We start from the raw sequence: 24,102 nt of genomic DNA, 5'->3' as shown, positions 1-24,102 counted from the left end.
GCAACATTGCCAGCCATATCAAATCATAGTAAAGGTACTGTATGACTAATCAATTAACATGGAATGATGTCATTGGATCGGAAAAAGAGAAGCCTTATTTTAAACAAATAATGCAATTTGTGGCATCACAGCGAGCTGAGGGAAAAGTTATCTATCCCCCTCAGCATGATGTTTTTAATGCTTTTCGTTTTACGCCATTTAGTGATATCAAAGTGGTGATTTTAGGACAAGATCCTTATCACGGCCCAAATCAAGCACACGGTTTATCATTTTCTGTGTTACCTGGAATTAAACCGCCTCCATCGCTATTAAACATTTATAAAGAACTTTCAACCGATATAGCAGGGTTTCAAATTCCGTCGCATGGCTATTTAGGCTATTGGGCAACCCAAGGGGTGTTGCTATTAAATAATGTATTAACTGTTCAAGCTGGACAAGCGCATTCCCATGCCAAAATAGGCTGGGAAACATTTACTGATCATGTTATTGCGGCGGTTGATCAATACCTCGACGGGGTAGTATTTTTGTTATGGGGATCGCCTGCGCAAAAGAAAGGTCAATTTATCAATCGTCAAAAGCATCATGTTTTAACAGCTGTTCACCCTTCACCATTATCCGCACATCGTGGCTTTTTTGGGTGTCAGCATTTTTCTAAAGCCAATAGTTTGATTATCCAACAGGGAAAAACGCCGATAGATTGGCAACCAAGGTTACCGGAACAAAATAATGGGTAGTAATAAAAAACGTCGAACTGGCTTGCAGGAAATAGCTAATTTAATTGGGATAAGTAAAATGACGGTAAGCCGTTACTTGCGTGATCCCAATCTTGTTTCTAAACCACTTCAATCTCAAATTTCAGCAGCGATAGACCAACTTGGCTATATTCCCAATAAAGCGCCGGATATGTTATCGAATGCTAAAAGTTATGCTATTGGTGTGTTATTACCGTCATTAACCAATCAAGTTTTTGCGGATGTGTTAAAAGGCATTGAGATCGAGACCGATAAATATGGTTATCAAACCATGATTGCCCATACCGGGTATAGCCCGGAAAAAGAAGAAATGCGCCTACGTTCATTACTGGCTTACAATGTTGACGGGTTAATCTTAACTGAACGAACACATACCCCCGCAACCCTTAAAATGATTGAAATATCGGGCGTTCCTGTGGTTGAAATTATGGATAGTGTTTCCCCTTGTATTGATATGGCGGTTGGTATTGATAATTTTCAAGTCGCCAAAAATATGATTGAGCGTATGATTAACAAAGGCCATAAGCATATTGCTTATTTTAGTGCTCGTCAGGATGATCGCAGTCTTATCCGTCAGCAAGGTTATGAACAGGCGATGAACGATGCCGGATTGGTTGCGAAAACTTTTGCCACGAAACAATCTTCTTCTTACTCTTTAGGTAAACAACTGCTTCATCAAGCTTTGCAACAATATCCTCAAATTGACGGCGTATTTAGTACCAACGATGATTTGGCGCTAGGAGTACTGTTTGAGTGTCAACGCCTTAATATTGATGTGCCAAACCAGATTGCTGTGGCAGGTTTTCATGGGCATGACGTTGGTCAAGTGGTTACACCAAAATTGGCATCAGTTTCAACACCAAGAATTGAAATGGGACAAAAATCGGCACAAATGTTATTAAAGTCGATAAATGGTGAAACCATTTGTGAAAAAGTTGTTGATTTCCCTGTTCAATATTTAGACGGTGAAAGTATTTGATTATCGTAAATTGCACGAGTTAATGTTCTAAATCAAACCTATTAATCTGGTTGATAATAGCAATTTAGTCAGTTTTTACTTATCAATAAATAAGCTGTTGCTTTAGAGATATCAGTTTATATAAACTGCGCTTCATATGTTGCCTTTGCTTAATGATCCTAATGAAAAAAAAGCGAAAACAAAAATAAAACTATTGGTTTTTTTATCTGTTTTTGCTTATCTAACAGAGCGTTATGTTTTAAATAGGCATATTCAATTCGGGTTTTCATAAAGTGATAACTATGTTAGAATTATCGCTCAGTGGTTATTTATAACGACTAACAGATTATAAAAGATAACACTGAGGCTCCCATGAAAATTGTTGAAGTAAAACACCCTCTTGTACGCCATAAAATTGGCTTAATGCGCGAACACGATATTAGTACTAAAGACTTTCGCGATCTTGCCAGTGAAGTTGGCAGCTTATTAACTTATGAAGCAACCGCTGATTTACCGACCGAAACTGTTACTATCGAAGGTTGGTGTGGTCCTGTTCAAGTTGAACAAATCAAAGGTAAAAAAATTACGGTAGTACCTATCTTACGAGCAGGTTTAGGTATGATGGATGGCGTTCTTGAGCATATACCAAGTGCCCGGATTAGCGTTGTTGGTTTTTACCGTAACGAAGAAACCCTCGAACCTGTACCCTATTTTCAAAAATTAACATCAGATATTGAAGAGCGAATGGCTTTAGTTGTCGATCCAATGTTGGCAACAGGTGGATCTATGGTCGCGACCATTGATTTGCTCAAAAAAGCGGGCTGTAAAAATATTAAAGTTTTAGTTTTAGTTGCTGCACCGGAAGGTATTAAAGTGCTTGAGCAAGCGCATCCGGATGTTGAGCTTTATACTGCTTCAATTGATGAACGATTGAATGAGAAGGGCTACATTTTACCCGGACTTGGTGATGCCGGCGATAAAATATTCGGCACCAAATAAAATCTCAAATTTTAGACCGGTTTTAACCGGTTTTTTTATGCCTACTATTTGATTATAAATAGAGATGATTAACATTATGTTGAATAAGAGAGGACAATATGTCTAAAATTACAACAGACAATATCGATAATGATGCATCACAACTTAAACACTCGTGGCAAGATATTTTTACCGGCGCCCAAATGCTATTTGTTGCATTTGGTGCATTAGTACTTGTACCACTATTAACCGGATTAAATACCAATGTTGCTTTATTCACAGCTGGAGTGGGGACGTTATTATTTCAACTCACCACCAAAGGAAAAGTACCGGTATTTTTAGCTTCATCATTTGCTTTTATTGCACCGATTTCTTTTGGCGTAGCACAGTGGGGTATACCTGCAACATTGGGTGGACTGGTTGCTGCCGGTTTTGTGTTTATGTTTTTTGCCTTTTTGGTGAAAATTAACGGTAAGCACGTTATTGATCGTATTTTACCGCCAGTGGTTACCGGACCAATTATTATGGTTATCGGTCTATCGCTTGCACCAGTTGCAGTAAAAATGGCAATGGGTACCGACAGCGGAATACCAGCGGAAAGCTATCAGTTAATTTTGATTTCAATGGCGTCACTATTAACCACCTTAATTGTGGCAATTTGGGCCAAAGGCTTTTTTAGATTAGTGCCGATTATTGCCGGTATTGTTGTGGGGTATGCTTTGTCGTGTGTAATGGGGATTGTCAATTTTCAACCCATTATTGATGCCCCATGGTTTAAAGTGCCGGATTTCACCTTTCCGGAATTTCACTGGCAAGCTATCTTATATATGATCCCAATTGTTATTGCACCAACGATTGAGCATGTGGGTGATATTATGGCCATTAGTGCCGTAACCGGAAAAGATTATACCCGAGAACCGGGATTGCAAAGAACGTTGCTTGGTGATGGATTAGCAACCTCAAGTGCCGGCTTCTTTGGTGGCCCGCCTTGTATCACTTATGCCGAAGTTATTGGCGCTGTCACGTTAACCCGTAATTTTAAAACACGAGTAATGACTTGGGCGGCAATTTGGGCAATTTTCATGTCATTTGTTGGTAAGATCGGCGCTTTTTTAAGTACAATTCCAACTGTTGTAATGGGCGGGATTATGGTACTTTTATTCGGTTCGATTGCATCAGTAGGCATAAATATATTGATTAAACATAAGGTCGATCTTTCGATATCACGCAATATGTGCATTGTTTCATTAGTCCTTGTGTTTGGTATTGGTGGAATGATCTTTGATTTTGGATCCTATGCGCTACAAGGTATCAGCTTATGTGGAATTTTAGCCATTGTACTAAATTTAATCTTACCTCATAAGTCAACCGACTAATAAATCGTGGCTAATCATTAAATTGATGAATAGCTAAAAAATGTCACTTCTTTTTTCAAAACATTGTGGCACGGGATTTTTAAAGTTTAAAATCCCGTCTTGCAATGTTGCCCCGCATTAATAATCCGACCTTAAGTGATGGACAGGTTTTACAGCAAAAAAGTTGATAAGCCGGGTTTTTGAAGCTCAACATCCTACTCAAATTTCATACAATGACTAAAACCGTTAATTTTATAAACTAAGATTGGATTTTTTTTAATCAAAAAATATGTTTTTTTAAAGTTTTTTAAAGAGGATTTTAATTAAAGCTGTGTTTATTCGATCATTGTTTGATTTTTCTGCGATTTTCTTTACTAAAGTTAACTGTTTTCTATGAAAAAAGGGATTGCATCGTATTTTTCCAGTCACTATACTTTTATAGCATTTTAGTTGGATAACTAAAATCAAGTAATAAATCATAATTATAATTGACAGGATAGTCGAACATGTTTCGTAATTTTCAAAAAATAGACTTTAATTCAAATTCACATAATTCAAACTCTCAACATATCGTTTTTCACTCCAGTTCATTAATAAAACAAAATTTAAGATCTCTTCGTCGATCCTCTTACGGTTCAAGATTATCTCAGCAGATTTTTTTAGGTGTGGCGATTTTGTTTTCGACTTCTTTTTCCGCCCATGCATTAACCTCTAAAACGTCGAACCCTATTGAGGGTAGCGCGCCGTATTTAACTTTTGACGGAGGTCACACTCGCGCTGTTGATACCGATGGTCTACTCGGAATTACGTTATCCAACGGCGTGCAGTACACGCCTTCAACCAATACTTCTTCCACAACTCCAATCGAGTTGCCTGTGATAGGTCAGAGTTTTGCTGATATAAACATGTTAATGCCAACTGATACCAATGAAGTTGAATTGAGTGCATTGATTGGTTCGCCTTATTATTATTGGGGGGATGATGATGGTGATGGTGATATAACTGCTACCGGTAGTTTAAGTTTGTCTATTGTGGATAAATATGACCAAGCGGTATCACGTAATACAGTACCGGAAATTTGTAAGGCACCTTATCAAGTTAAATTAACTAACACTGATAGCACATTAGCTACACGTTATGGCATTCCACAAGGTAGTACTTTCAGTGCAAATGATGTTACTTATTATGTTAATCCTAAGACGGGGCCTGTGGTTTGTTTTGCCAAGCCTAGCTTGAAATATGGTGTAAGTGCTTATGCTGGCCCAGCTACGATGTGGGATCCGAATAATGGCTTTCTTCCTCAGTCATCTTATGATTTAAACTTTCCTACCGTTGGTGGTAACAATTTGTACTTTGATTTAGCTATTAGTGGTAATAATCAGGTATTATCGTGGTCTCCAGTTTCACATGGTGGTATCACAGCTACTATGACCAATTCTACAAGTACAGGGGTTCGTGTTACATTAACAGGTCCAGTTGCATCCCAATCTCAGTGGGGTTTAAATAATCCCGGTCCTGTTGCTAAACCTACTTTACCTCAGACATTCGAGTTAGTTGGCCGTGATAGTAATGGTAATGCTGTGGTCAAGTATGGGTTTGTCTTAAAGCAGTGGTTCGTCGGTCGTGGTAATGGTTTTTATGTTCATCCGAATACAGTTGCGTGGTGTAATAATATAGGTTATCGGATTCCTAAGGTAAAAGATCTAACCAATGCATCTTGCCAGCGTCACAATGCAGCTGTTAGCTGCGAAGGCTCAGTCGGTGCAACCCCTCCTTCACCGAGTAACGTTTACCAGCGTCACATTGGTGCAGGTTTCTTTACTGAGTGGGGTACTATGCGCAGCTATCCTGAGACTGATTTTACTCCCCACTGGTACTGGACTGGTGACTCAATTGGTATTACCTACCACTTTATTGTGTTCGGGGACGAGGGTACTATAGATTGGGGCGTCTACGATGAAGAGAAAGAAGACTACAACAAAAGCAAAGGGCTTTGCGTCTGGCCTTAGTTCTTATTTCTTAGGATTGGAGAATAGAGAGTAGCAGAAATAGCGTTAAGTTGTTAAAGGCTAGTTGACTCGATGAGTCAACATAGCCTTGCAATAAAGAAGCATTTTTGTGACCTAGCCCCTCATGAAAAACCCACCTCAACTAGGGTGGGTTATTTTTTTAGCGTTTTACATAAAAAGTTAAGAAGCGAGGTTTTTGGCAATAAAAAACTCACTTATGTTTTTATAAGTGAGTTTTAAGTCAGTAGCAACTATTTAATTGGACGCATTGTTGGGAATAAAATCACGTCCCGAATTGTATGGCTATTGGTAAATAGCATTACGGTTCTATCAATCCCAATTCCTAGCCCTGCTGTCGGCGGTAAACCATGTTCTAATGCAGTGATATAATCTTCATCATAGAACATAGCTTCATCATCACCGGCATCTTTTTGCGATACTTGATCAGCAAAACGTTGTGCTTGGTCTTCGGCATCGTTAAGTTCTGAGAAGCCATTACCAATTTCACGACCACCAATAAAGAACTCGAATCGGTCTGTCACAAATGGGTTTTCATCGTTTCGACGAGCTAGTGGTGAGACTTCTGCCGGGTATTCGGTGATAAATGTTGGTTGAATCAAATTAGCTTCGGCAACTTCTTCAAAAATTTCAGTCACAACTCGACCAAGCCCCCAGCCTTTTTCCACTTTGATTCCCACGGCTTTTGCAATCGCACAGGCTTTATCAAAATCATCTAAATCCGCATTATTGGTTTCTGGTCGATAATGACAAATCGCTTCACGCATGGTCATTTTGATAAATGGTTTACCAAAATCAAAAGTGTGTTCACCGTATTGTACAACTGCATCACCGGTTACCGCGATAGCTAAGCGACGGAATAGTGCTTCGGTTAATACAATCAGATCTTTATAATCGGCATACGCCATATACATTTCCATCATGGTAAATTCCGGATTATGTCTTGGCGAAACCCCTTCGTTACGGAAGTTACGGTTAATTTCAAACACACGCTCAAAGCCACCTACGACCAAACGTTTTAAGTAGAGTTCTGGTGCGATTCGTAAGTACATATCTAAATCGAGGGCGTTATGATGCGTAATAAAAGGTTTAGCTGATGCCCCACCAGGAATCACTTGCATCATTGGGGTTTCAACTTCCATAAAGTGGTTTTCTAACATGAAGTTACGAATTTCAGTTACCACTTTTGAGCGAGCGATGAAGGTATTTCTTGATTCTTCATTAGTGATAAGATCCAAATAACGTTGACGATAACGCATCTCTTGATCCGCAAGGCCATGAAATTTATCCGGTAATGGTCGTAGCGCTTTGGTCAATAAACGAATCTCTTCACAGTGAATCGAAAGTTCCCCTGTTTTGGTTTTAAATAGATAACCTTTAGCACCAACAATATCGCCTAAATCCCATTTTTTGAACTGCTCGTTATAATAGTTTTCAGGTAGATCATCTCGGGTCACATAAAGTTGGATTTGTCCCGCAACATCTTGCAAAGAAACAAAAGAAGCTTTACCCATAATACGGCGCATCATCATACGGCCGGCAACGGTAACGGTAATTTTATTTTCAATTAATTCTTCGTTGGTTTTATCGTCATACAATTTATGAAGATCACTTGAAATAGCATCACGACGAAAATCATTTGGGAAAGCAATACCTTGCTGGCGAATATTTGCTAGCTTTTCACGACGGATAGCTAGTTCGTTATTTAACTCTTCAATATGGTTTTGTTGCTCTTGCTGTGTTGACATAATTTTACCTTTTATTTATAACCAAGCGGTTTATAAACCTGCTTTTAAGCTTTCTTGAATAAATTGATCTAAATCACCGTCTAAAACGGCTTGAGTGTTACGCGTTTCAACGCCGGTACGCAAATCTTTAATTCTTGAGTCATCAAGCACATAAGAACGAATTTGACTGCCCCAACCGATATCAGATTTATTTTCTTCCATCTGCTGTTTTTCAGCGTTTTTCTTTTGCATCTCAAGTTCGTACAGTTTTGCTTTTAACTGTTTCATGGCCTGATCTTTATTACTATGCTGAGAACGGTTATTTTGACACTGCGTCACAATTCCCGTCGGCACATGCGTGATTCGAACAGCTGATTCCGTTTTATTGACATGTTGTCCGCCGGCGCCGGATGCTCGGTAAACATCAATACGAAGATCAGCGGGGTTAATATCGATATCAATATTATCATCAATTTCCGGATAGACAAAAACCGATGCAAATGATGTATGACGGCGATTACCTGAATCAAATGGGCTTTTACGAACTAAACGATGTACGCCGGTTTCGGTACGTAACCAACCATAAGCATAGTCACCCGATACTTTGATTGTCGCAGATTTAATGCCGGCAACATCACCGTCAGAAACTTCCATAACTTCAGTTGTAAATCCTTTCGATTCAGCCCAACGTAAGTACATTCTCAGTAACATTTCAGCCCAATCTTGCGCTTCAGTACCACCAGACCCCGACTGTATATCTAAATAACAATCGGCACTGTCATAATCACCAGAGAACATACGGCGAAACTCAAGTCCGGCCAGTTTCTTTTCTAACTGTTCAAGCTCAGCATTAGCCTCATCGAAAGTTTCTTGGTCTTCGGCTTCAATAGCAAGTTCAAGTAAACCTTCGACATCGTCAAGACCTTGGGTTAATGAGTTGATAGTATTTATAATTTCTTCAAGTGTGACTCGTTCTTTACCTAACGCCTGTGCTTTTTCGGGATCTGCCCAAACTTCGGACTGTTCTAATTCGGCGTTGACTTCTTCAAGCCGCTCTTTCTTGAGATCATAGTCAAAGATACCCCCGAATCACGTTTGTGCGCTCGGTAAGTTCGGCTATTTTGGATTTTATCGGATTAATTTCAAACATGTGTTAATTTGTTCGGTTTTCTGATATTTAAATAATCGCCCATTGTAGCGGATTTAAGTATATTTTAGCAATTGCCAATTTGTTATCGGGTCAATGCAATGAGCTTAATTAAGAAAAAAATGACGCTTAAAGCGTCATTGATCAAACAGGAGGGTATGATGTTTAAAAAGTCTATTTTTTAGCTTGAGCGTATAACTCAGCAACTTTGTCCCAGTTAATGACATTCCAAAATGCACCGATATAATCAACACGACGATTTTGGTATTTCAAATAGTAAGCGTGTTCCCACACATCTAAAGTTAAAATTGGCGTACCTGAAACACCTGAAAATTTTTCGCCCATTACCGGTGAATCTTGATTTGCAGTAGAGACAACTTCTAGTTTGCCATTTTGCAATACTAACCAAGCCCAACCAGAACCAAAACGAGTAGCAGCGGCGTTTGCAAATTTCTCTTTAAATGCATCAACTGAACCAAAATCTTTCTCAATCGCTGCTTTTAGTTCGCCTTTAAGTTCAGTACCAACTTTGAGTAGTTCCCAAAATAGGGTGTGATTAACATGACCACCCACGTTGTTTTTAATTCCAGTCAGTTTGTCTGCTGGTACTTTGTCTAAATTTTGAAGTAAAGTTTCAGGGCATAAATCTTTGAGTTCGGCCGGTAAAGATTCTAAAAGTGCGTTAGCATTGTTGACATAAGTTTGATGATGTTTGTCATGGTGAAGATGCATCGTTTCTGAATCGATATACGGTTCTAATGCGTCATAAGCATAAGGAAGTGGTGGTAATGTATAGGCCATGAGGATACTCCTTTCAAAATTAGATTTTAGTTATTGCTTTAATTAATTGAGTATACGGTTAAATTGTTTTACTCACAATCTATTGTTTAGATAGTTAATGACTATTTAATAATTAATCAATTTATACCAATTTAGCGTTTAATATTAATGAGTGTCATGATTGGTTAGGCGTGGGATAGACATCATGATAGCATCATTTTCGCTGACTAATTTTACTTCCTGATAATAAGCTATTAAGTTTTTCAATGCTAAACGGAGATTGGTCATTTTGTTATATTGCAAAAACATATCTACATCTTTTAGCTGTCTTAATAAAACCGATTGATGTTTTTTATGCAAGTAGCAACATGAACGATTATTAAGATCGGCGACACTAAATGACTTGCGATTTTTCCACCAATGAAATTTACGTTTTAAGGTAAAATACTTTTACCTAATTTTAGCCTCAAATTACGCCGTTTTTCTGGCTTATCTACTTGATCATTTCGCCTAACTACAATTATTACAATGAACAATCAACCTCTTAATTTGAGGTTGATGATAGGTAAAGTTGTGTAAGTTTATCTAAGAAAACAAAGAGTTTATAATTCATCTTACTGTAATCATGACTGCGTAATTTATCTTCGGTATCAACAAAACGATATTTAGCGGCTTGATTAAGATCATTTTGCGAGTGGGCAATCAACTTTTCAACCACGTCATGGGTTAACTCCATATGACATTGAAAACCATACACCAATTTGCCATAAGCAATAATTTGTCGTGGACAGCCTTCACTATAAGCAATGATTTTGGCATCTTGAGTTAAACCCGGCATATCATTGTGCCAGTGGCCGACCGCCAAACTATCACCGAAATGAGAAAAAAGCGGATTTCTTTTGCCTGCTTCGGTCAACGTAATTGGGAATTTGCCAATCTCTTTTTCCGGACTATGCTCGAAATGTGCACCTAAGGCTTCACCAATTAGTTGCGAGCCAAGACAGACACCGATGACTATTTTTTGTAATTTAATTGCCGTAGATATGACGGCCTGCTCGGCTAATGAGTCAAAATGCGGGCACTCTTTTTTTGTCGTTGCTGGCGATTGTGGTCCGCCCATGATAATCAACATATCAATCTTATCTATCTTATCGGGAAGCGGCTGACCAAGATAAACACGAGAATAACTAATGGTGTGTTGATGCATTTTTGCCCATTGCTCATATGCGCCAGGTGCTTCGAAATCTTCGTGGATGATAAAGTGCACATGCATTGGTAAATCTCCTTTAATCTTATCGATCTGTGTCCTACTCTATATTGAATATGGACAATTAAGCGCGATGTTTATTATGAATCTTTTATTAAGAAATACAATAGTGAAGATTTGGCGTATTATGCGGGAGCTGGGGAGATATTTGGTATAAAAATCTGCTTTAACAGATTTCAGAATTCCTAAAATTGGCTCCTGCGAGAGATTTTATGGTTTTAGCGCAATGATGTAGAAAAATGACATATTGTAAAAAATAATTGGGTAGATATTGAATATCATTATATTATTGGAAGAGAAGAATAGGGGAAAATTAATATTTATGAAGCACATCCCCGAATTAAAGTCGAAATTCAATCTATCCAATAAGAGTATAAATGGATGACAAAATGAAATTATTAAAGATGTTAATAATACTATTACTATTAATTAAATGTTTTACCCAAATTCTTATTTGTAAAGATGATCCTACAGTTTTTATGGCGCTAAAATTAAATCCTCTTTCTGAAAACTATAGTTATATTAATGATTTAAGTTACAATAGTTATTATGTTTTGTTTTCTGATGAAAATGAAATGATAGGACAAAATATCATTGATATGATTTATAAGATTCCTTTAATTCTTTATATTTCAGTTTTACTTATACTGTTTTTTTTAAAACATAAAAATACAAAAGAGAAAACCCTATGAAGCAATTTTTACCACATATTACTTTTTGGGGTTTGAATTTTTTTGCTTTTCCTGTCAGTCGACTTAATAGTAAAAGGAAACAATTTTAAAATGAGAATATTATTACTGATTCTATTGTCTTTGGCTAACATAGCGTGTAGTCAAAAAATTGAGAGTCAACAAGCTGATGATCATGTCACTCCCATTGAATATGATTACGTAGTTACTGAGGTTTTTTTAGAGTCTCCTCCTTCTTCTACTCCTAAGGTTTCTCCTAAGATAGATTTGCAGTCTGATACGCATTTATCTGGTCAATCAGGCTATGCCTATAAACTAAAAATCAGCGATCAAGAAGAATTAATCTTCTTAAATTATATTAAAGATTACAAACTTTATTCAGAACCAAGACTAAGTAGAAACGGTGTTATATCTAAAATCGAAGGATATGAAGGATACGATGACGTATATGCAGGTATTTATTCAATTGATTTTAAAATATCTGAAAATAAACATTATGTTGAAATGGATACTATTAGCAAAGGTTATGTTGGAACATCACAGGAACTAAACGGAAACTATCAATGTATCATTATCGATATCAAAAACTCAAAAGTTGTTAGGTCAGGGGTAGATATGTGTGACGGCGAGTGGAAAGATAATCAATGGATAAGTCAAGGAAAAGTTGAATTTGATGGCAAATGAAGTTTAAGTTCGAAAGAAAGATAAACAACTAAAAAACATGGGAATTTTAACATGAGAATATTATTACTGATTCTATTGTCTTTGGTTAACATAGCATGTAGTCAAAAAATAGAAAATCAATCAGTAGTTACTCAAACAATCTCACATTTCGATGCTACGGTTTATCAACTTATTGACCTTTTTAATAAAAAGAATTTTAAAGAAATTAACCAATATATTAATAAAGATATAGGTCTTTTCATTGTATATAATGGAAGTACCAGCCCAACAATAAGAAGAATTGAACAATTTAAATCGAATAATAAAATAATTGAAAATACAATACCGTCTTGGGTAGACGATGAATTGCTAGGGTTTTCAATATCTGGCAATCCTAAAATACAATATGAACAATATCCTACATTTGATCCATGTAGTGAAAAAGTCACTAAACTAGGTCTGTATGCCAATTCAAAAGAAAAAAATATTGAGGCTTTAAAAATAGCGCTTGATTATTATCATTGGGAACTAAAACACTATCAATTTGAAAAAAATCCTGTTTGGGAGGAATATCAAGCCATTGCCGATATAATAGCCCCTAAAACAGTTAAAGTTGTTTATATAGAAAACTTTCCAGGTATAATACCGAATCATGAAAAAAATATTTTTATATTTTATCTAACCCAATTAGATAATAAATGGTATTTATCCATTCTAGATTTTTATACTATGGATTGCAGTGTATAAAATGCGTGGTAATAAAAAAATATATCGGCAAAAATTAGACTAAATTCCTATAATACCAAAGATAAAGATGATGAAAATGAAAATAAACCGCACTACCATAAAAATTAAAAACTATTTGATTAGTTTATTTTTAGCAATTTTTTTACCATTCGGTTGTAATGCCTACGAAAATCAATATATAGATACAAAATTTGTCTATGAAGCACAATATGATCGAAATAATGATTATTTTAAATCAAAAGAGTTAGACAAGCTTTTTAATCTTAATAATGAAGACTATATGCTTCCAGATACTTTTGGTCTTGATGCAGAGTTTTATTATGTTCGACCCATTGAAATTAAAGATAATCATAAAAATTTTTATATTCTCTTATATGATAAAAATGACATTTTAAGAGATGTGCTCCTCGTTGCTAATAAATATGTATATTCTATTGATGTTCGATTAGAAAATAATAAAAATGGAATTTGCTTGGGTACATTTGATGAAGAAAATGTTTTTTTTGAGATTGAAAAAATTTATGAAGTCACTAAGGAAGTAAAATTAAAACCTTTACCAATTGAAACCAAAATATTGGACTGCCCTATACCTGCTGATTACAATACTGAGGATAATATAGGAATGGAAGATTACTTCAAATATGGCGTATTACGCAATAGAAAATTATAGTTTTAAAAAAGAATTAGTTTTAAATAGTTTTATAGAAAATCAACATAAAAATCCTGAATAATGATATACCAATTTATTGCGACTAAATGATATATAATTATTCAGGATTTTTTTACTATGGATTGCCGTGCATAATATGCGTGATAATAAAAAAATATTCTGGCAAAAATTGTTAATATTCATAGTAAGTTATCAATTAAAAATCCACCTAAAATAAAGAGGAAATAAATTTACTATTATCTGAAATCAGGTATATACTCTCCATAAATTCTGAAAACCGCACTCATATACTGCACCCGTTATTCTATACAAGCGTTTTTTAAAGTACGGGAAAACATTGTAAAAAATAAATAAGGAATATTGGCAATGAGATTGATAATAGTATGTATAACCATCCTATTTATGATAGGTTGTAAGCAAATGGCGAATAGCCAACCGATTAATAAAAATAAAAAAGACCATTTTATTACCCAAATTATGCAAGCTCCGCTTGCCAGCCCGCCAATTGGTGATAAACATGTTTTATATCCTTTTGCCACACATTGGCAACATGCAGACACAGAAAATGAACGTTCGGGGAGTGAAAAAGCTTTTGATGAATTGGCCGGAAATTTAGATAAGCAGTCCCAATCAGAACAATCCTATAAGATTACTTTAACCCAAGAAAATTTAAAGCAGATTGTTCAGGATTCCTATGATATCCCATTTAATATCAACGATATTTTAAACCAGAAGATTACAGTTCATGTGGAAAAAATAGCCGGCTTTCCTCAGTTTGATCTGTTTCTACTCACCACCAAGAACCTTGAGTTAGAATGCAACCATTGCGAGTATGGAAGACACCTTATTTTTCAATCCATTATCTCTATCAGCTCTGATCAAATTGTGGATAAATTAGCAGCCACTTACGAATATGGAAATGATCTGGGTAGAAGCTATCGATTTTTCTATTATGATAATGGGAAAATAATTATTAGGGATTTTGGTAGTGATGAGACAGACAGTGCTGCTAACGAAAAAAGAACATACCAACTGACACCACAAGGCAAATTCATCCGCTATTATGATACTAATGGTTCTTTTCAAAATACAGATCTTAATGATACAGAGGAAGGTTTAGTTCAAAACCATACTCGCGAGGGGGTATGGATAGAGATAACAGGCAGTAAATATGCGCCTCTAGGTATCGGTTATATTTATCTCGAATCGGAATACAAAAATGGCCTGCCTGTTGGTATTTGGAAATGTTATCAATTAGAACAACAATATAATGAACTGTATGAACCCATCTTATCCACCCGCAAAAAAGGCAAACTTTTGTACACAGAAACCTATAAAGATGGTGAGCTTGTGAATCGGGTGTTTATAGATGATGAAGTGGCTAAAATTAAAAAGGGGTAATATAGTATGAAAACGATAGTTATACCCTTTATCATCATCTTCTTGATGATAGGTTGTAATCAAATGGCGAATAGCCAACCGATTAATAAAAATAAAAAAGACGATCTTATTACCCAAATTATGCAAGCTCCACTTGCCAGCCCGCCAATTGGTGATAAACATGTTTTATATCCTTTTGCCACACATTGGCAAGATGCAGAAACAGAAAATGAACGTTCGGGGAGTGAAAAAGCTTTTGATGAATTGGCCAGAAATTTATATAAGCAGTCCCAATCAGAACAATCCTATAAGATTACTTTAACCCAAGAAAATTTAAAGCAGATTGTTCAGGATTCCTATGATATCCCATTTAATATCAACGATATTTTAAACCAGAAGATTACAGTTCATGTGGAAAAAATAGCCGGCTTTCCTCAGTTTGATCTGTTTCTACTCACCACCGAGAACCTTGAGTTAGAATGCAACCATTGCGAGTATGGAAATCATCTTGTTTTTCAATCCATTATATCTATCAGCTCTCATCAAATTGTGGATAGATTAGTAGCCACTTACGAATATGGAAATGATCTGAGTAGAGGCTATCGATTTTTCTATTATGATAATGGGAAAATAATTATTAGGAGATTTGGCAGTAATGAGACAGACAGTGCTGCTAAAGAAAAAAGAACATATCAACTCACCCCCCAAGGCAAATTCATCCGTTATTATGATACTAATGGTTCTTTTCAAAATACAGATCTTAATGTTACAGAGGAAGGTTTAGTTCAAAACCATACTCGCGAGGGGGTATGGATAGAGATAACAGGCAGTAAATATGCGCCTCTAGATATCGGTTATATTTATCTCGAATCGGAATATAAAAATGGTTTACTTGATGGTGTCCGGAAATGTTATCAATTAGACTATCAAAAGAAATTAGATGGTTCTAAGGATCTATCTTCTGCTAAAAAAGGCAAACTTTTGTACACAGAAACCTATAAAGACGGTGAGCTTGTCGAACGCAAATTTGTGGATAAAGAATTGATGAATTGAATTAAAGATTGTGTAGTAAACAAACGATTATTATGCTTATCACCCTCATAAATATGAATGGTGGTAAGTAAATAATATTACCTCACGGCTATTGGCAGGAGGTAACAGAATAGCAAGCTAAGTCATTATTTTGTTTAGTTAAATTTCTTTTACAACACTATAATTTAACAATAGATGATGTAAAATGTCACGAAGATTTATGTGCAAAAGATCCAAATGAAGGAAAAGATGTAAATAAAAAAATGATGAATTATTCGCATTAATTATATAAAAAAATTTAACAGTTTAAGAGTAAAATAATGAATAAATTTTTAATACTGATAACAAGCTTATTAATAATTTTCTCTTGTAAAGCGCAAGATGAGATTACCAATATTTCTAAGTCATGTCATGATTTAAAATTTCGAAATCTAATTTATTATCAAATGTGTTTAGATTGGAATTTAAGTGCAGACAATATTCTCGAAATTACTCAAAATAAGCACGAAGAGTACTTACCTGATGATGTTAATTTTGAACATTTCTATGGTTTTACCCCTGATGGTATCTATATTAGAGCTGAATTAACGAAAAATAATAAACTTTATGATATCCTGTTAGGTTCGCAGTCATGGTTTTTACTTACCGATAAGCACACTGAACAATCACAACTATATTCTTATCGAGATCCTAAAAATTCTCGATACTTTCTAGGGGACTTTGTCACCGAAGCATTAGTCGAACAACATCCTGAGTTAGAAGAACGCTACAAACAACATTATCAAACAGCAATTAACACTATTTCGCAATATCAACCAACTACCTTAAAAGATTTTAATGGTCATTATTTTTCCACTAATTTAACTGTTACTATTAGTGATACTAAGATTAAACTCAATACGCTTGATTATGATTTACCATTATTCCTAAAAGACGATGACAATATTTGCGCCTATCAAGGATTAGCAAAAGAACAAACACAAGGCGATTTTATCTTTACCCTGTTTATTAAGGATAAAAAATATTATTTTCAATCACCAGACTTTATGGATAATAAAATGATTGAAGTTTATAAAAGAGATTAAAAATGAAGAAACATATCCTTCTTTTTCTGTTTTTTATGCTAATTATCATCGGTAGTTCAAATGGCAGTACGAAAAATACCGCCATTCAACATACTTTGCCTTTTACATCTGATGGGTTAAAGAAATTTTATTCTTATGATGAAAATACGGGTACTTATAAAATAAATGCTCAATTTTTGGAAAAAAAGAATTTACCCAATTAGAAAAAAATATTAAGCCTAAAAATTTTCATGATTATTATTCAATATCAAAATATTATTACCCTGTGTTAGACGTTTCAATTGGTTTACAAAGAGTTACAGGGATTATATACGAAGGATGGGTTGAGTCAGAATATCCCTGTTTATTTTTTCAAATAAACAGTTATGATCATGCAGGAAATAGGATTGATGCTTTATTAATAGACAATAGATTCACATTTGAAGTCACCTACTGGAATGATTTTGCCATTGATAAAGATGGAAATATATTCATTCAAGAATTTTCTAAAAATGAGGTTTTAATTGATGATAGAGGAAATATTATCAAACACACCACAGTACCTAAAATAGAATCACATTTATTAAAATTTAAAATAAATAAAAATGGCAATTTTGAATCGATCCATTAAATAGTAAATACAATCATTTGGATGAAAAAACCTAAAAAAATTTTAATTATGAGCAATTTTAAAAAGAATTTAAATTTACTATTTGCAATAGTCTTCATTTCATGTTCATGCAATACAAGTTTTGCAGACGAAAATGAACATGATTTTAATAAAACTTTATCAACTGATAGTGCTTCATGTCAAAAACCTATAATAGAGTATTTTCCAAATGGAAAATTAAAATTATCAGGATGTCAAGGAAGTTATAATGGTACAGGAATCCAAGTTGGGTTATGGAAAAAATATAATGAAAAAGGCGAATTGATAGAAACTACATATTACCACCCCGACGAGTTCGGTAAAGACTACAAAATCATTACGCAATATGAAAGAAATAAAATAATATCTAAAAAAATATACAACTTTGATGATTTGTACGAAGTCGAGTTAAAAGAACTTTCGACTATACCTAAATAATAATTCAATGCTTGGATATTAGTCCAATCAATAGATTAATCTTAATATAAAAGCATGATAAAAAATAACAATGTAGATTGGAAATAATGAATAAATTTTTAATACTTTTAATTAGGTTTCGTAACTTCTCCAAAAGAACTAGTGAAAGTTATTTATTCCATTTTCATACATCCCAAGGCTCTGACGCTTTAAAGGTAACAAGATAGATTAGCGGTGAAAAAATGAACATTTTTGCTTGCCCGCATTTGAACCCGAAAAAATATAATATATTGACTTATAATTAAATAGAGATATATCGATATGAGATAAAGTGGAAAGTTGGCTCCTCCAACTGGACTTGAACCAGTGACATACGGATTAACAGTCCGCCGTTCTACCGACTGAACTATGGAGGAACCGAAATGTAGCGCGCATATTATAGATTTTATGGCGCTATGTCAATAGTTAAATTATTTTAAATTGTTATTCAGTTTTTTATTACCTCCATTTATTAGCATTCAAGTGTTAGGATTGTCTTGAATAATTCCTTTTGTCTTAATAACTGTTGTGGATGAGAACCGAGCTCACCTTGCGGAATGGTTTGCTTAAGATTTCGGTAATAATCGATCCAATAAGGGATAAACTGATCTGTGGTTAAATCTTTAAAATTCATTGGATATAATTGAAAATAATCTTCGCCCGTTTGATGCCTAAAGGCATAAGTTATTAGTTCACTACAGTAAAAACCTTTGGCATTTGCATCAAAACTATCGTTATAAGGGAAGCCTATACAAGCTTTGATACGCATTAATGCGTTTTTTATCACTAATTGGTTATTAATGGTACCAATTATATTGTATCTACCAGCAGTCAAAAATCGGTTAAGTGTATTTTTAATTACGCCTTTTTTAGGTATGGCTTCAATGACAATATTTTGACCAATATATAATCCTACATGATTTATTTTATTCATCAATTCATTGTCATTGGGCGCTGAACCACTATAGCTAACCGCACCATTAAATGTATTCTCTTCCCTTAAATACTGGAAGAGAATATCACCACACTTAATATTATTGTTTTTTAGCACGATAACGCCAAAGTGAAAACATTGTAAAGGTCGCAATAATAAATTTTAATGCATCAACCCCTACAAATGGTAGATATCCCACTTTAAATGCTTCTACAAAGCTAATATGTAAATAGCCCATTAAATACACCACACCAAATACGAAAAGCAATTGATGTGCGCATGCAAAGGCAATTAAGCCCAGAATAAAGTGGCGGTCATAGCCTTTTTCTGCTGCATATCCGGCTAGATAAGCGCTAAACACATAGCCATATAAATAACCTGCCGAAGGTGATGCCAGAGCCATAATACCACCGCTACCATTGGCGAATAATGGTAATCCTATCGCACCTAAAAGTAGATATTGCAGTATGGCTAATGCACCTAATTTACGGCCTAAAAAAGCGCCAATAAGCAGTACAGCTAACGATTGTAAAGTAAACGGAACTGGGTAAGTAGGAATGCTAATATTAGCTGCCAGCCCTAACAGTAGTGCCGCACTGGTGGTGGTAAGTAACTTACGTTGCCAGGTAGATAAGTTAACCAGCGTTGTGATAAATGTAGGGTAATAAGTTGTCATTTGTTGCTTCATTATTTTTTACCTTTGATACATGATTAATCTGGTCATAATAAAGCATTATTGATTATTGTAAACTATTTTTTATAAAAATAGTTTACAGTTGAGCTGGAAATAATGTTAGCTATCACCCTAATAAGCAGTGATAGCATAGCGCCTTTTGAGATTAAACTAAGAATGGATTATTGAGTCGTTCATGTCCAAAGCTAGACATCGGGCCATGTCCGGGTACGAAAATAAAATCATCGCCAAGTGGCAATAATTTGTGAGTAATTGATGAAATTAAATCTGCGTGATTGCCCCTAGGAAAATCTGTTCGCCCTATACTGCCATTAAATAACACATCACCCACAAAGGCTATTTTATCCGGATGATTGATAAACACGATATGGCCGGGCGTATGACCGGGGCAGAAAAGTACATCAAGCGAGATGTTGCCAACTTGAATTTTGTCACCTTCTTTTAGCCAACAATCGGGTAAAAAGGCGTTAATGAAGGGAAAACCAAATTGTATGCATTGCTCAGGTAAAGACGTAAACAAAAATTCATCTTCTTGTTGAGAGCCAATAATGTTGACATCATAATGATTAGCCAATTCAACAGCCGCTCCGACATGATCTAAGTGGCCATGCGTTAATAAAATTTGTTTAATATTTACGCCTAACTTTTCAACCGCTTTTTTGAGTAATTCCGGCTCACCACCAGGATCAACAAAGGCCGCTTCCATTGTTTGATCACACCAAATAATGCTGCAATTTTCTTGAAAAGCCGTCACCGGAATAATTTGGTACTGAAACATACATTTATCTCCTTGTTTCTTGATGATGAGCGGTTAAGTTTTTTCCGTCTTGTTTTGTGAGTTGAGCAAATATTATACTGGATAATACAGTCACGACACCTAGTATAACAAATGTTAATTGAAAAGCGTGAATTGTGCTGGTTGAACGGCTTATCAATCTTACCAAGACAGCACCTAAACCGGTACCAAAACTGATTGCTAATTGTTGATTAACGGCCATAAGGCTATTACCGCTACTGGTTGATTCTCCTTGTAAATCCGCTAATGTGATGCTGTTCATTGCGGTATATTGCATGGAATTAACACCACCAATACAAAAAAGCAGTAGGCCAATAAATATTAATGGCGTTGAAGCGTTGAGTTCCGACATTAAAATTATCAACAGACCGGCTAAAATAGTATTTGTAATTAGTACAAAACGATAGCCTAATCGACCTAAAACATGTGGGATAAATATTCTGGTGCAGATTGAGGCAACCGCCATAGGCACCAACATGATACCGGCAAATATAGCGGAATAACCAAAGCCGACTTGTAATAGCAGTGGGATAAGGAATGGCACGCCGGAAATGCCTAATCGACAAATTAGGTTGCCTATAATGCCTATTTTGAAGGTGCGGATGTTAAAAAGTGTTAATGGAAATAATGGCGCTTGTTTGTTTTTCGCATAATAACGATAAATGATTAAAAATATTATACTGACAACGGCAAGAATTAACGAAATGTAAGCAGGTTGACCTTCATTTAATAACTCGACCCCTAACGTTGCGCTGATAAAAGTGATAACAATAAAGATAAAGCCAAGCAAGTCAAAAGGCATGCGCTCACCTTTTATATTAGGCATGTATTTCCAGCTTATTATTACACCTAAAACACCAATGGGAATGTTAATAAAAAAGACCCAATGCCAACTAACCATATCGACTAAATAGCCACCTAAGACAGGACCAACAACCGGTCCGACTAGACCGGGAATCGTTGCAGTATTTAACGCCGCTAAAAATTCGCTACGCTTGAATGCTTTGATTAATACTAAACGAGATACCGGCACCATCATCGAACCGCCAATACCCTGAATAACTCGAGATATATCCAGAAAAATTAATGAGTTGGATAATGCGCATAGCAATGAGCCAAAGGTAAAGAGCGTTACTGCCATGACAAAAATATTTCTTGTACCAAATTTATCGGATAAAAACCCACTGACCGGAATAAATAAGGCAAGGGTTAATGCATAACAAATAACAGCGGATTGCATATTCAATGGCGATTGATTTAAATCTGTTGCCATAGTCGGCAATGCTGTGTTTAAAATGGAGGTATCGAGCGACTGCATAAAAAAAGCAAAAGCTGCAATCCAAGGTAAAATTCGATACACAAACGGTGGTAACTGTAATTCGCTATTCATTTTTGTTTAGCCTAAATTTGATTTGATATGCCGGGTGTAGGGATTGGAAGCAATCCCCGAAAATGAGCTCTCCAGTTTTGTTTAGGTAAACTTTGGAGAGCAGTTAAAAATCATTTTACAACAATATAAATTAATTGTTGGCTTTTTTCTTATTTTTAACAGGTTTGCCTTGCCAATAGCCAGCAAGTAGGGATCCGGAAATATTGTGCCAAACTGAAAATATTGCAGCAGGTAGTGCGGATAGTGCTGAAAAATAGGTTGTGCCAAGTGTTGCGGCTAAGGCTGAATTTTGCATGCCGACTTCCAGCGACATCGTTCGGCAGGTTGATTCATCAAAGCCAAATAAACGTCCGCCCCAGTATCCGCCAATGAGACCTAAACCATTATGAATAATAACGGCAAACATAACGGTACAGCCAACTTGACCAATTTGCGCATGACTACCTGCAACCACAATACAAATAATAAGTAATATGCAGATCATCGACATTAACGGTAAAAATCGCTCACATTTTTTCACGACAGGATTTAGGAAATGGTGAACAAGTAAGCCTAGCATTATAGGAATAAGAACGATTTGGACAATATGCACCAACATGCCCCAAACCGGTACTTCAACGGTTGTCCCGACGAGTAAAAGTGTCAAAATAGGGGTAACTACAACGCCGACAAGTGTTGAAACAGAAGAAATGGTAATAGATAACGCCACATCGCCTTTAGCCAGATAGATCATTACATTTGATGCCGTTCCGCTTGCCACGCTACCAACCAGCACCATACCGACTAATAACTCAGGTCGCATGGTAAAGAGTTTAGATAAAATCAAGGCAGTTAATGGCATGACGATATAGTGCAAGAGCGTACATATCACCACCGCTTTGGGTTTGGTTACCACCCGTTTAAAATCATCAATACTTAACGTAACGCCCATTGTGAACATCACAAATATTAATAGTTGTGAAGTATGGGGCCTCACTGGCATAAAAGTATTAGGGAAAAAATAGGCGATAAATGCACAAACTATTGCCCATAATGGGAATAGGCGTGTAAGCGAAATTAGGGATTGAACAAACAGTTGATTATAACGTTTAGCCATAAGAATCCGCCTTGTGATTCATTGATATAACTTTATAAAAATTATAGAGTTATTTTAATCGTTATGTGGTCTTTCCATTTTATTGATTCTACTAAATAGCGTCAAGGTATTTGTTAATATCGTATTGCGTATTTGCTCAGCCGGCTCATTTCGAAGTTGGCAAAGAATATTAAACGTTTCAACAATATACTCCGGACGGTTTGCTTGCCCTTGTCGACCACTCAATGGCATATCGGGAGCGTCAGTTTCCAATACTAAACTCTCAAGAGGTAATTGGGCAATAGTGTTACGGGTTTTATTCGCTCGGGCATAACTTATTACCCCACCCACGCCAATATAATAACCAATTTTGATCAATTGCATGGCTTGTTGATAACTACCGGAAAAACCATGAATCACGCCCCGACACGGTAAATCAGCTTGATGAAGTTCATGATAGATAATGTCATGGGTTTTACGAGAGTGCACTAATACCGGTAGATCACACTGTTTGGCAAGCGCTAGCTGTGATCTAAAAAAAGATAATTGCTGTTGCCAATCAATAGTTTGATCATATTTATCTAAACCAATTTCACCAATTGCGACCAGCTTTTTAGGTTTTTGTTTAACAATATGGCCAAGCTGCTCAAGGTCGGCTTGTGTATGTTGGTAGATAGGGTGTAAGCCCAAAGCGGCATAAACTTCATCGTAATCGTTCGCCAGTTGCAATATGGTATTAAAGTGATTAACCGATACCCCGGGTATGATTAAACCGACAATTTGGGCTTGACGCAATTGTCGGATTGAATCAGTTATATCATCAGTAAAAAGAGGAAAATCGAAATGGCAATGTGTGTCAATAAACATTTAGC

25 protein-coding genes and 1 tRNA gene are annotated in these 24,102 nt (G+C 35.8%); 15 read left to right on the top strand and 11 right to left on the bottom strand.

Annotated elements, in window-relative coordinates; genetic code table 11:
* Window positions 1–41: 41 nt before the first annotated feature.
* The 5 genes from ung to J3U74_RS09415 all read left to right on the top strand — a co-directional run bounded on the left by ung (window position 42) and on the right by J3U74_RS09415 (window position 6,052).
* Window positions 42–734, top strand: coding sequence for a uracil-DNA glycosylase (ung, locus tag J3U74_RS09435; RefSeq protein ID WP_267336488.1), 693 nt, complete (start codon window positions 42–44; stop codon window positions 732–734).
* On the top strand, window positions 727–1,731 hold the full coding sequence (gene gntR / locus J3U74_RS09430) for a gluconate operon transcriptional repressor GntR (protein WP_220218556.1): 1,005 nt from the start codon (window positions 727–729) through the stop codon (window positions 1,729–1,731). Before ung ends, gntR begins: the two co-directional genes overlap by 8 nt.
* 351 nt (window positions 1,732–2,082) lie before the next feature.
* Window positions 2,083–2,709 carry a uracil phosphoribosyltransferase gene (upp, locus tag J3U74_RS09425; protein WP_220218557.1) on the top strand — a complete coding sequence of 209 codons (627 nt, stop codon included), beginning with the start codon at window positions 2,083–2,085 and terminating at the stop codon, window positions 2,707–2,709.
* 98 nt (window positions 2,710–2,807) lie between these two features.
* Window positions 2,808–4,064: a uracil-xanthine permease family protein gene (locus tag J3U74_RS09420; protein ID WP_220218558.1), complete on the top strand. Its 1,257-nt coding sequence runs from the start codon at window positions 2,808–2,810 to the stop codon at window positions 4,062–4,064.
* 854 nt (window positions 4,065–4,918) lie between these two features.
* Window positions 4,919–6,052, top strand: a complete 1,134-nt coding sequence (locus J3U74_RS09415; RefSeq protein ID WP_267338006.1) for a hypothetical protein — start codon at window positions 4,919–4,921, stop codon at window positions 6,050–6,052.
* A gap of 251 nt (window positions 6,053–6,303) precedes the next feature.
* On the opposite strand, the gene lysS is transcribed toward J3U74_RS09415, so the two are convergent.
* The 4 genes from lysS to J3U74_RS09395 form a co-directional block, all read right to left on the bottom strand.
* Window positions 6,304–7,818, bottom strand: coding sequence for a lysine--tRNA ligase (lysS, locus tag J3U74_RS09410; protein WP_267336486.1), 1,515 nt, complete (start codon window positions 7,816–7,818; stop codon window positions 6,304–6,306).
* A 30-nt stretch (window positions 7,819–7,848) separates the two neighbouring features.
* Window positions 7,849–8,947 (bottom strand): peptide chain release factor 2 gene (prfB, locus tag J3U74_RS09405; protein ID WP_324099962.1). Its coding sequence is split into 2 segments (ribosomal slippage): window positions 7,849–8,871 and window positions 8,873–8,947, totalling 1,098 coding nucleotides; the frame shifts between segments, so codons are not numbered across the junction.
* A gap of 171 nt (window positions 8,948–9,118) precedes the next feature.
* Complete coding sequence (locus tag J3U74_RS09400; protein ID WP_267338007.1) at window positions 9,119–9,745, bottom strand: Fe-Mn family superoxide dismutase; 627 nt, start codon at window positions 9,743–9,745, stop codon at window positions 9,119–9,121.
* 523 nt (window positions 9,746–10,268) lie between these two features.
* Window positions 10,269–10,997: a type 1 glutamine amidotransferase gene (locus J3U74_RS09395; protein ID WP_267338008.1), complete on the bottom strand. Its 729-nt coding sequence runs from the start codon at window positions 10,995–10,997 to the stop codon at window positions 10,269–10,271.
* Between the two features lie 383 nt (window positions 10,998–11,380).
* On the opposite strand from J3U74_RS09395, the gene J3U74_RS09390 reads away from it, so the two are divergent.
* The 10 genes from J3U74_RS09390 to J3U74_RS09345 all read left to right on the top strand — a co-directional run bounded on the left by J3U74_RS09390 (window position 11,381) and on the right by J3U74_RS09345 (window position 18,323).
* Window positions 11,381–11,683 (top strand): hypothetical protein, encoded by a 303-nt coding sequence (locus J3U74_RS09390; protein ID WP_267346933.1) that lies wholly within the window; start codon window positions 11,381–11,383, stop codon window positions 11,681–11,683.
* 90 nt (window positions 11,684–11,773) lie between these two features.
* Window positions 11,774–12,364 carry a hypothetical protein gene (locus J3U74_RS09385; protein ID WP_267338010.1) on the top strand — a complete coding sequence of 197 codons (591 nt, stop codon included), beginning with the start codon at window positions 11,774–11,776 and terminating at the stop codon, window positions 12,362–12,364.
* A gap of 51 nt (window positions 12,365–12,415) precedes the next feature.
* Window positions 12,416–13,090, top strand: coding sequence for a hypothetical protein (locus J3U74_RS09380; RefSeq protein WP_267338011.1), 675 nt, complete (start codon window positions 12,416–12,418; stop codon window positions 13,088–13,090).
* Window positions 13,091–13,166: 76 nt separating this feature from the next.
* Window positions 13,167–13,760: a hypothetical protein gene (locus J3U74_RS09375; protein ID WP_267338012.1), complete on the top strand. Its 594-nt coding sequence runs from the start codon at window positions 13,167–13,169 to the stop codon at window positions 13,758–13,760.
* Between the two features lie 420 nt (window positions 13,761–14,180).
* Window positions 14,181–15,161, top strand: coding sequence for a hypothetical protein (locus J3U74_RS09370; protein WP_267338013.1), 981 nt, complete (start codon window positions 14,181–14,183; stop codon window positions 15,159–15,161).
* A gap of 6 nt (window positions 15,162–15,167) precedes the next feature.
* Entirely contained in the window at window positions 15,168–16,193 is a 1,026-nt protein-coding gene (locus J3U74_RS09365) for a hypothetical protein (protein WP_267338014.1), read from the top strand.
* Between the two features lie 299 nt (window positions 16,194–16,492).
* Complete coding sequence (locus tag J3U74_RS09360) at window positions 16,493–17,257, top strand: hypothetical protein (RefSeq protein WP_267338015.1); 765 nt, start codon at window positions 16,493–16,495, stop codon at window positions 17,255–17,257.
* Between the two features lie 2 nt (window positions 17,258–17,259).
* Window positions 17,260–17,460: a hypothetical protein gene (locus J3U74_RS09355; protein WP_220218567.1), complete on the top strand. Its 201-nt coding sequence runs from the start codon at window positions 17,260–17,262 to the stop codon at window positions 17,458–17,460.
* 62 nt (window positions 17,461–17,522) lie between these two features.
* The gene (locus J3U74_RS09350; RefSeq protein WP_267330526.1) at window positions 17,523–17,867 is read left to right on the top strand and encodes a hypothetical protein; all 345 of its coding nucleotides are present in this window, start codon (window positions 17,523–17,525) and stop codon (window positions 17,865–17,867) included.
* A 21-nt stretch (window positions 17,868–17,888) separates the two neighbouring features.
* On the top strand, window positions 17,889–18,323 hold the full coding sequence (locus J3U74_RS09345; RefSeq protein WP_267338016.1) for a hypothetical protein: 435 nt from the start codon (window positions 17,889–17,891) through the stop codon (window positions 18,321–18,323).
* 319 nt (window positions 18,324–18,642) lie between these two features.
* Here J3U74_RS09345 and J3U74_RS09340 read toward each other — a convergent pair.
* From J3U74_RS09340 to J3U74_RS09310, 7 genes are all read right to left on the bottom strand, one after another.
* Window positions 18,643–18,718, bottom strand: a tRNA-Asn gene (locus tag J3U74_RS09340).
* A 95-nt stretch (window positions 18,719–18,813) separates the two neighbouring features.
* Complete coding sequence (locus tag J3U74_RS09335) at window positions 18,814–19,392, bottom strand: YiiX/YebB-like N1pC/P60 family cysteine hydrolase (protein WP_220218569.1); 579 nt, start codon at window positions 19,390–19,392, stop codon at window positions 18,814–18,816.
* Entirely contained in the window at window positions 19,376–19,963 is a 588-nt protein-coding gene (locus J3U74_RS09330; protein ID WP_220218570.1) for a biotin transporter BioY, read from the bottom strand. The genes J3U74_RS09335 and J3U74_RS09330 overlap by 17 nt, the downstream gene beginning before the upstream one ends.
* Before the next feature lie 151 nt (window positions 19,964–20,114).
* Window positions 20,115–20,747, bottom strand: coding sequence for an MBL fold metallo-hydrolase (locus J3U74_RS09325; protein WP_267338017.1), 633 nt, complete (start codon window positions 20,745–20,747; stop codon window positions 20,115–20,117).
* A 4-nt stretch (window positions 20,748–20,751) separates the two neighbouring features.
* Window positions 20,752–22,155: a DHA2 family efflux MFS transporter permease subunit gene (locus tag J3U74_RS09320; RefSeq protein WP_220218572.1), complete on the bottom strand. Its 1,404-nt coding sequence runs from the start codon at window positions 22,153–22,155 to the stop codon at window positions 20,752–20,754.
* Between the two features lie 130 nt (window positions 22,156–22,285).
* Window positions 22,286–23,251, bottom strand: a complete 966-nt coding sequence (gene panS / locus J3U74_RS09315) for a ketopantoate/pantoate/pantothenate transporter PanS (protein WP_267338018.1) — start codon at window positions 23,249–23,251, stop codon at window positions 22,286–22,288.
* A gap of 54 nt (window positions 23,252–23,305) precedes the next feature.
* Window positions 23,306–24,097: a TatD family hydrolase gene (locus J3U74_RS09310; protein WP_267338019.1), complete on the bottom strand. Its 792-nt coding sequence runs from the start codon at window positions 24,095–24,097 to the stop codon at window positions 23,306–23,308.
* Between the last annotated feature and the right edge of the window lie 5 nt (window positions 24,098–24,102).

This window comes from Gilliamella sp. B3892, from assembly GCF_026536305.1.
Taxonomy (GTDB): domain Bacteria; phylum Pseudomonadota; class Gammaproteobacteria; order Enterobacterales; family Orbaceae; genus Gilliamella.
The sequence above is the reverse complement of the archived record's forward strand: the minus strand, read 5'-3'. Positions and strand labels throughout refer to the sequence as shown.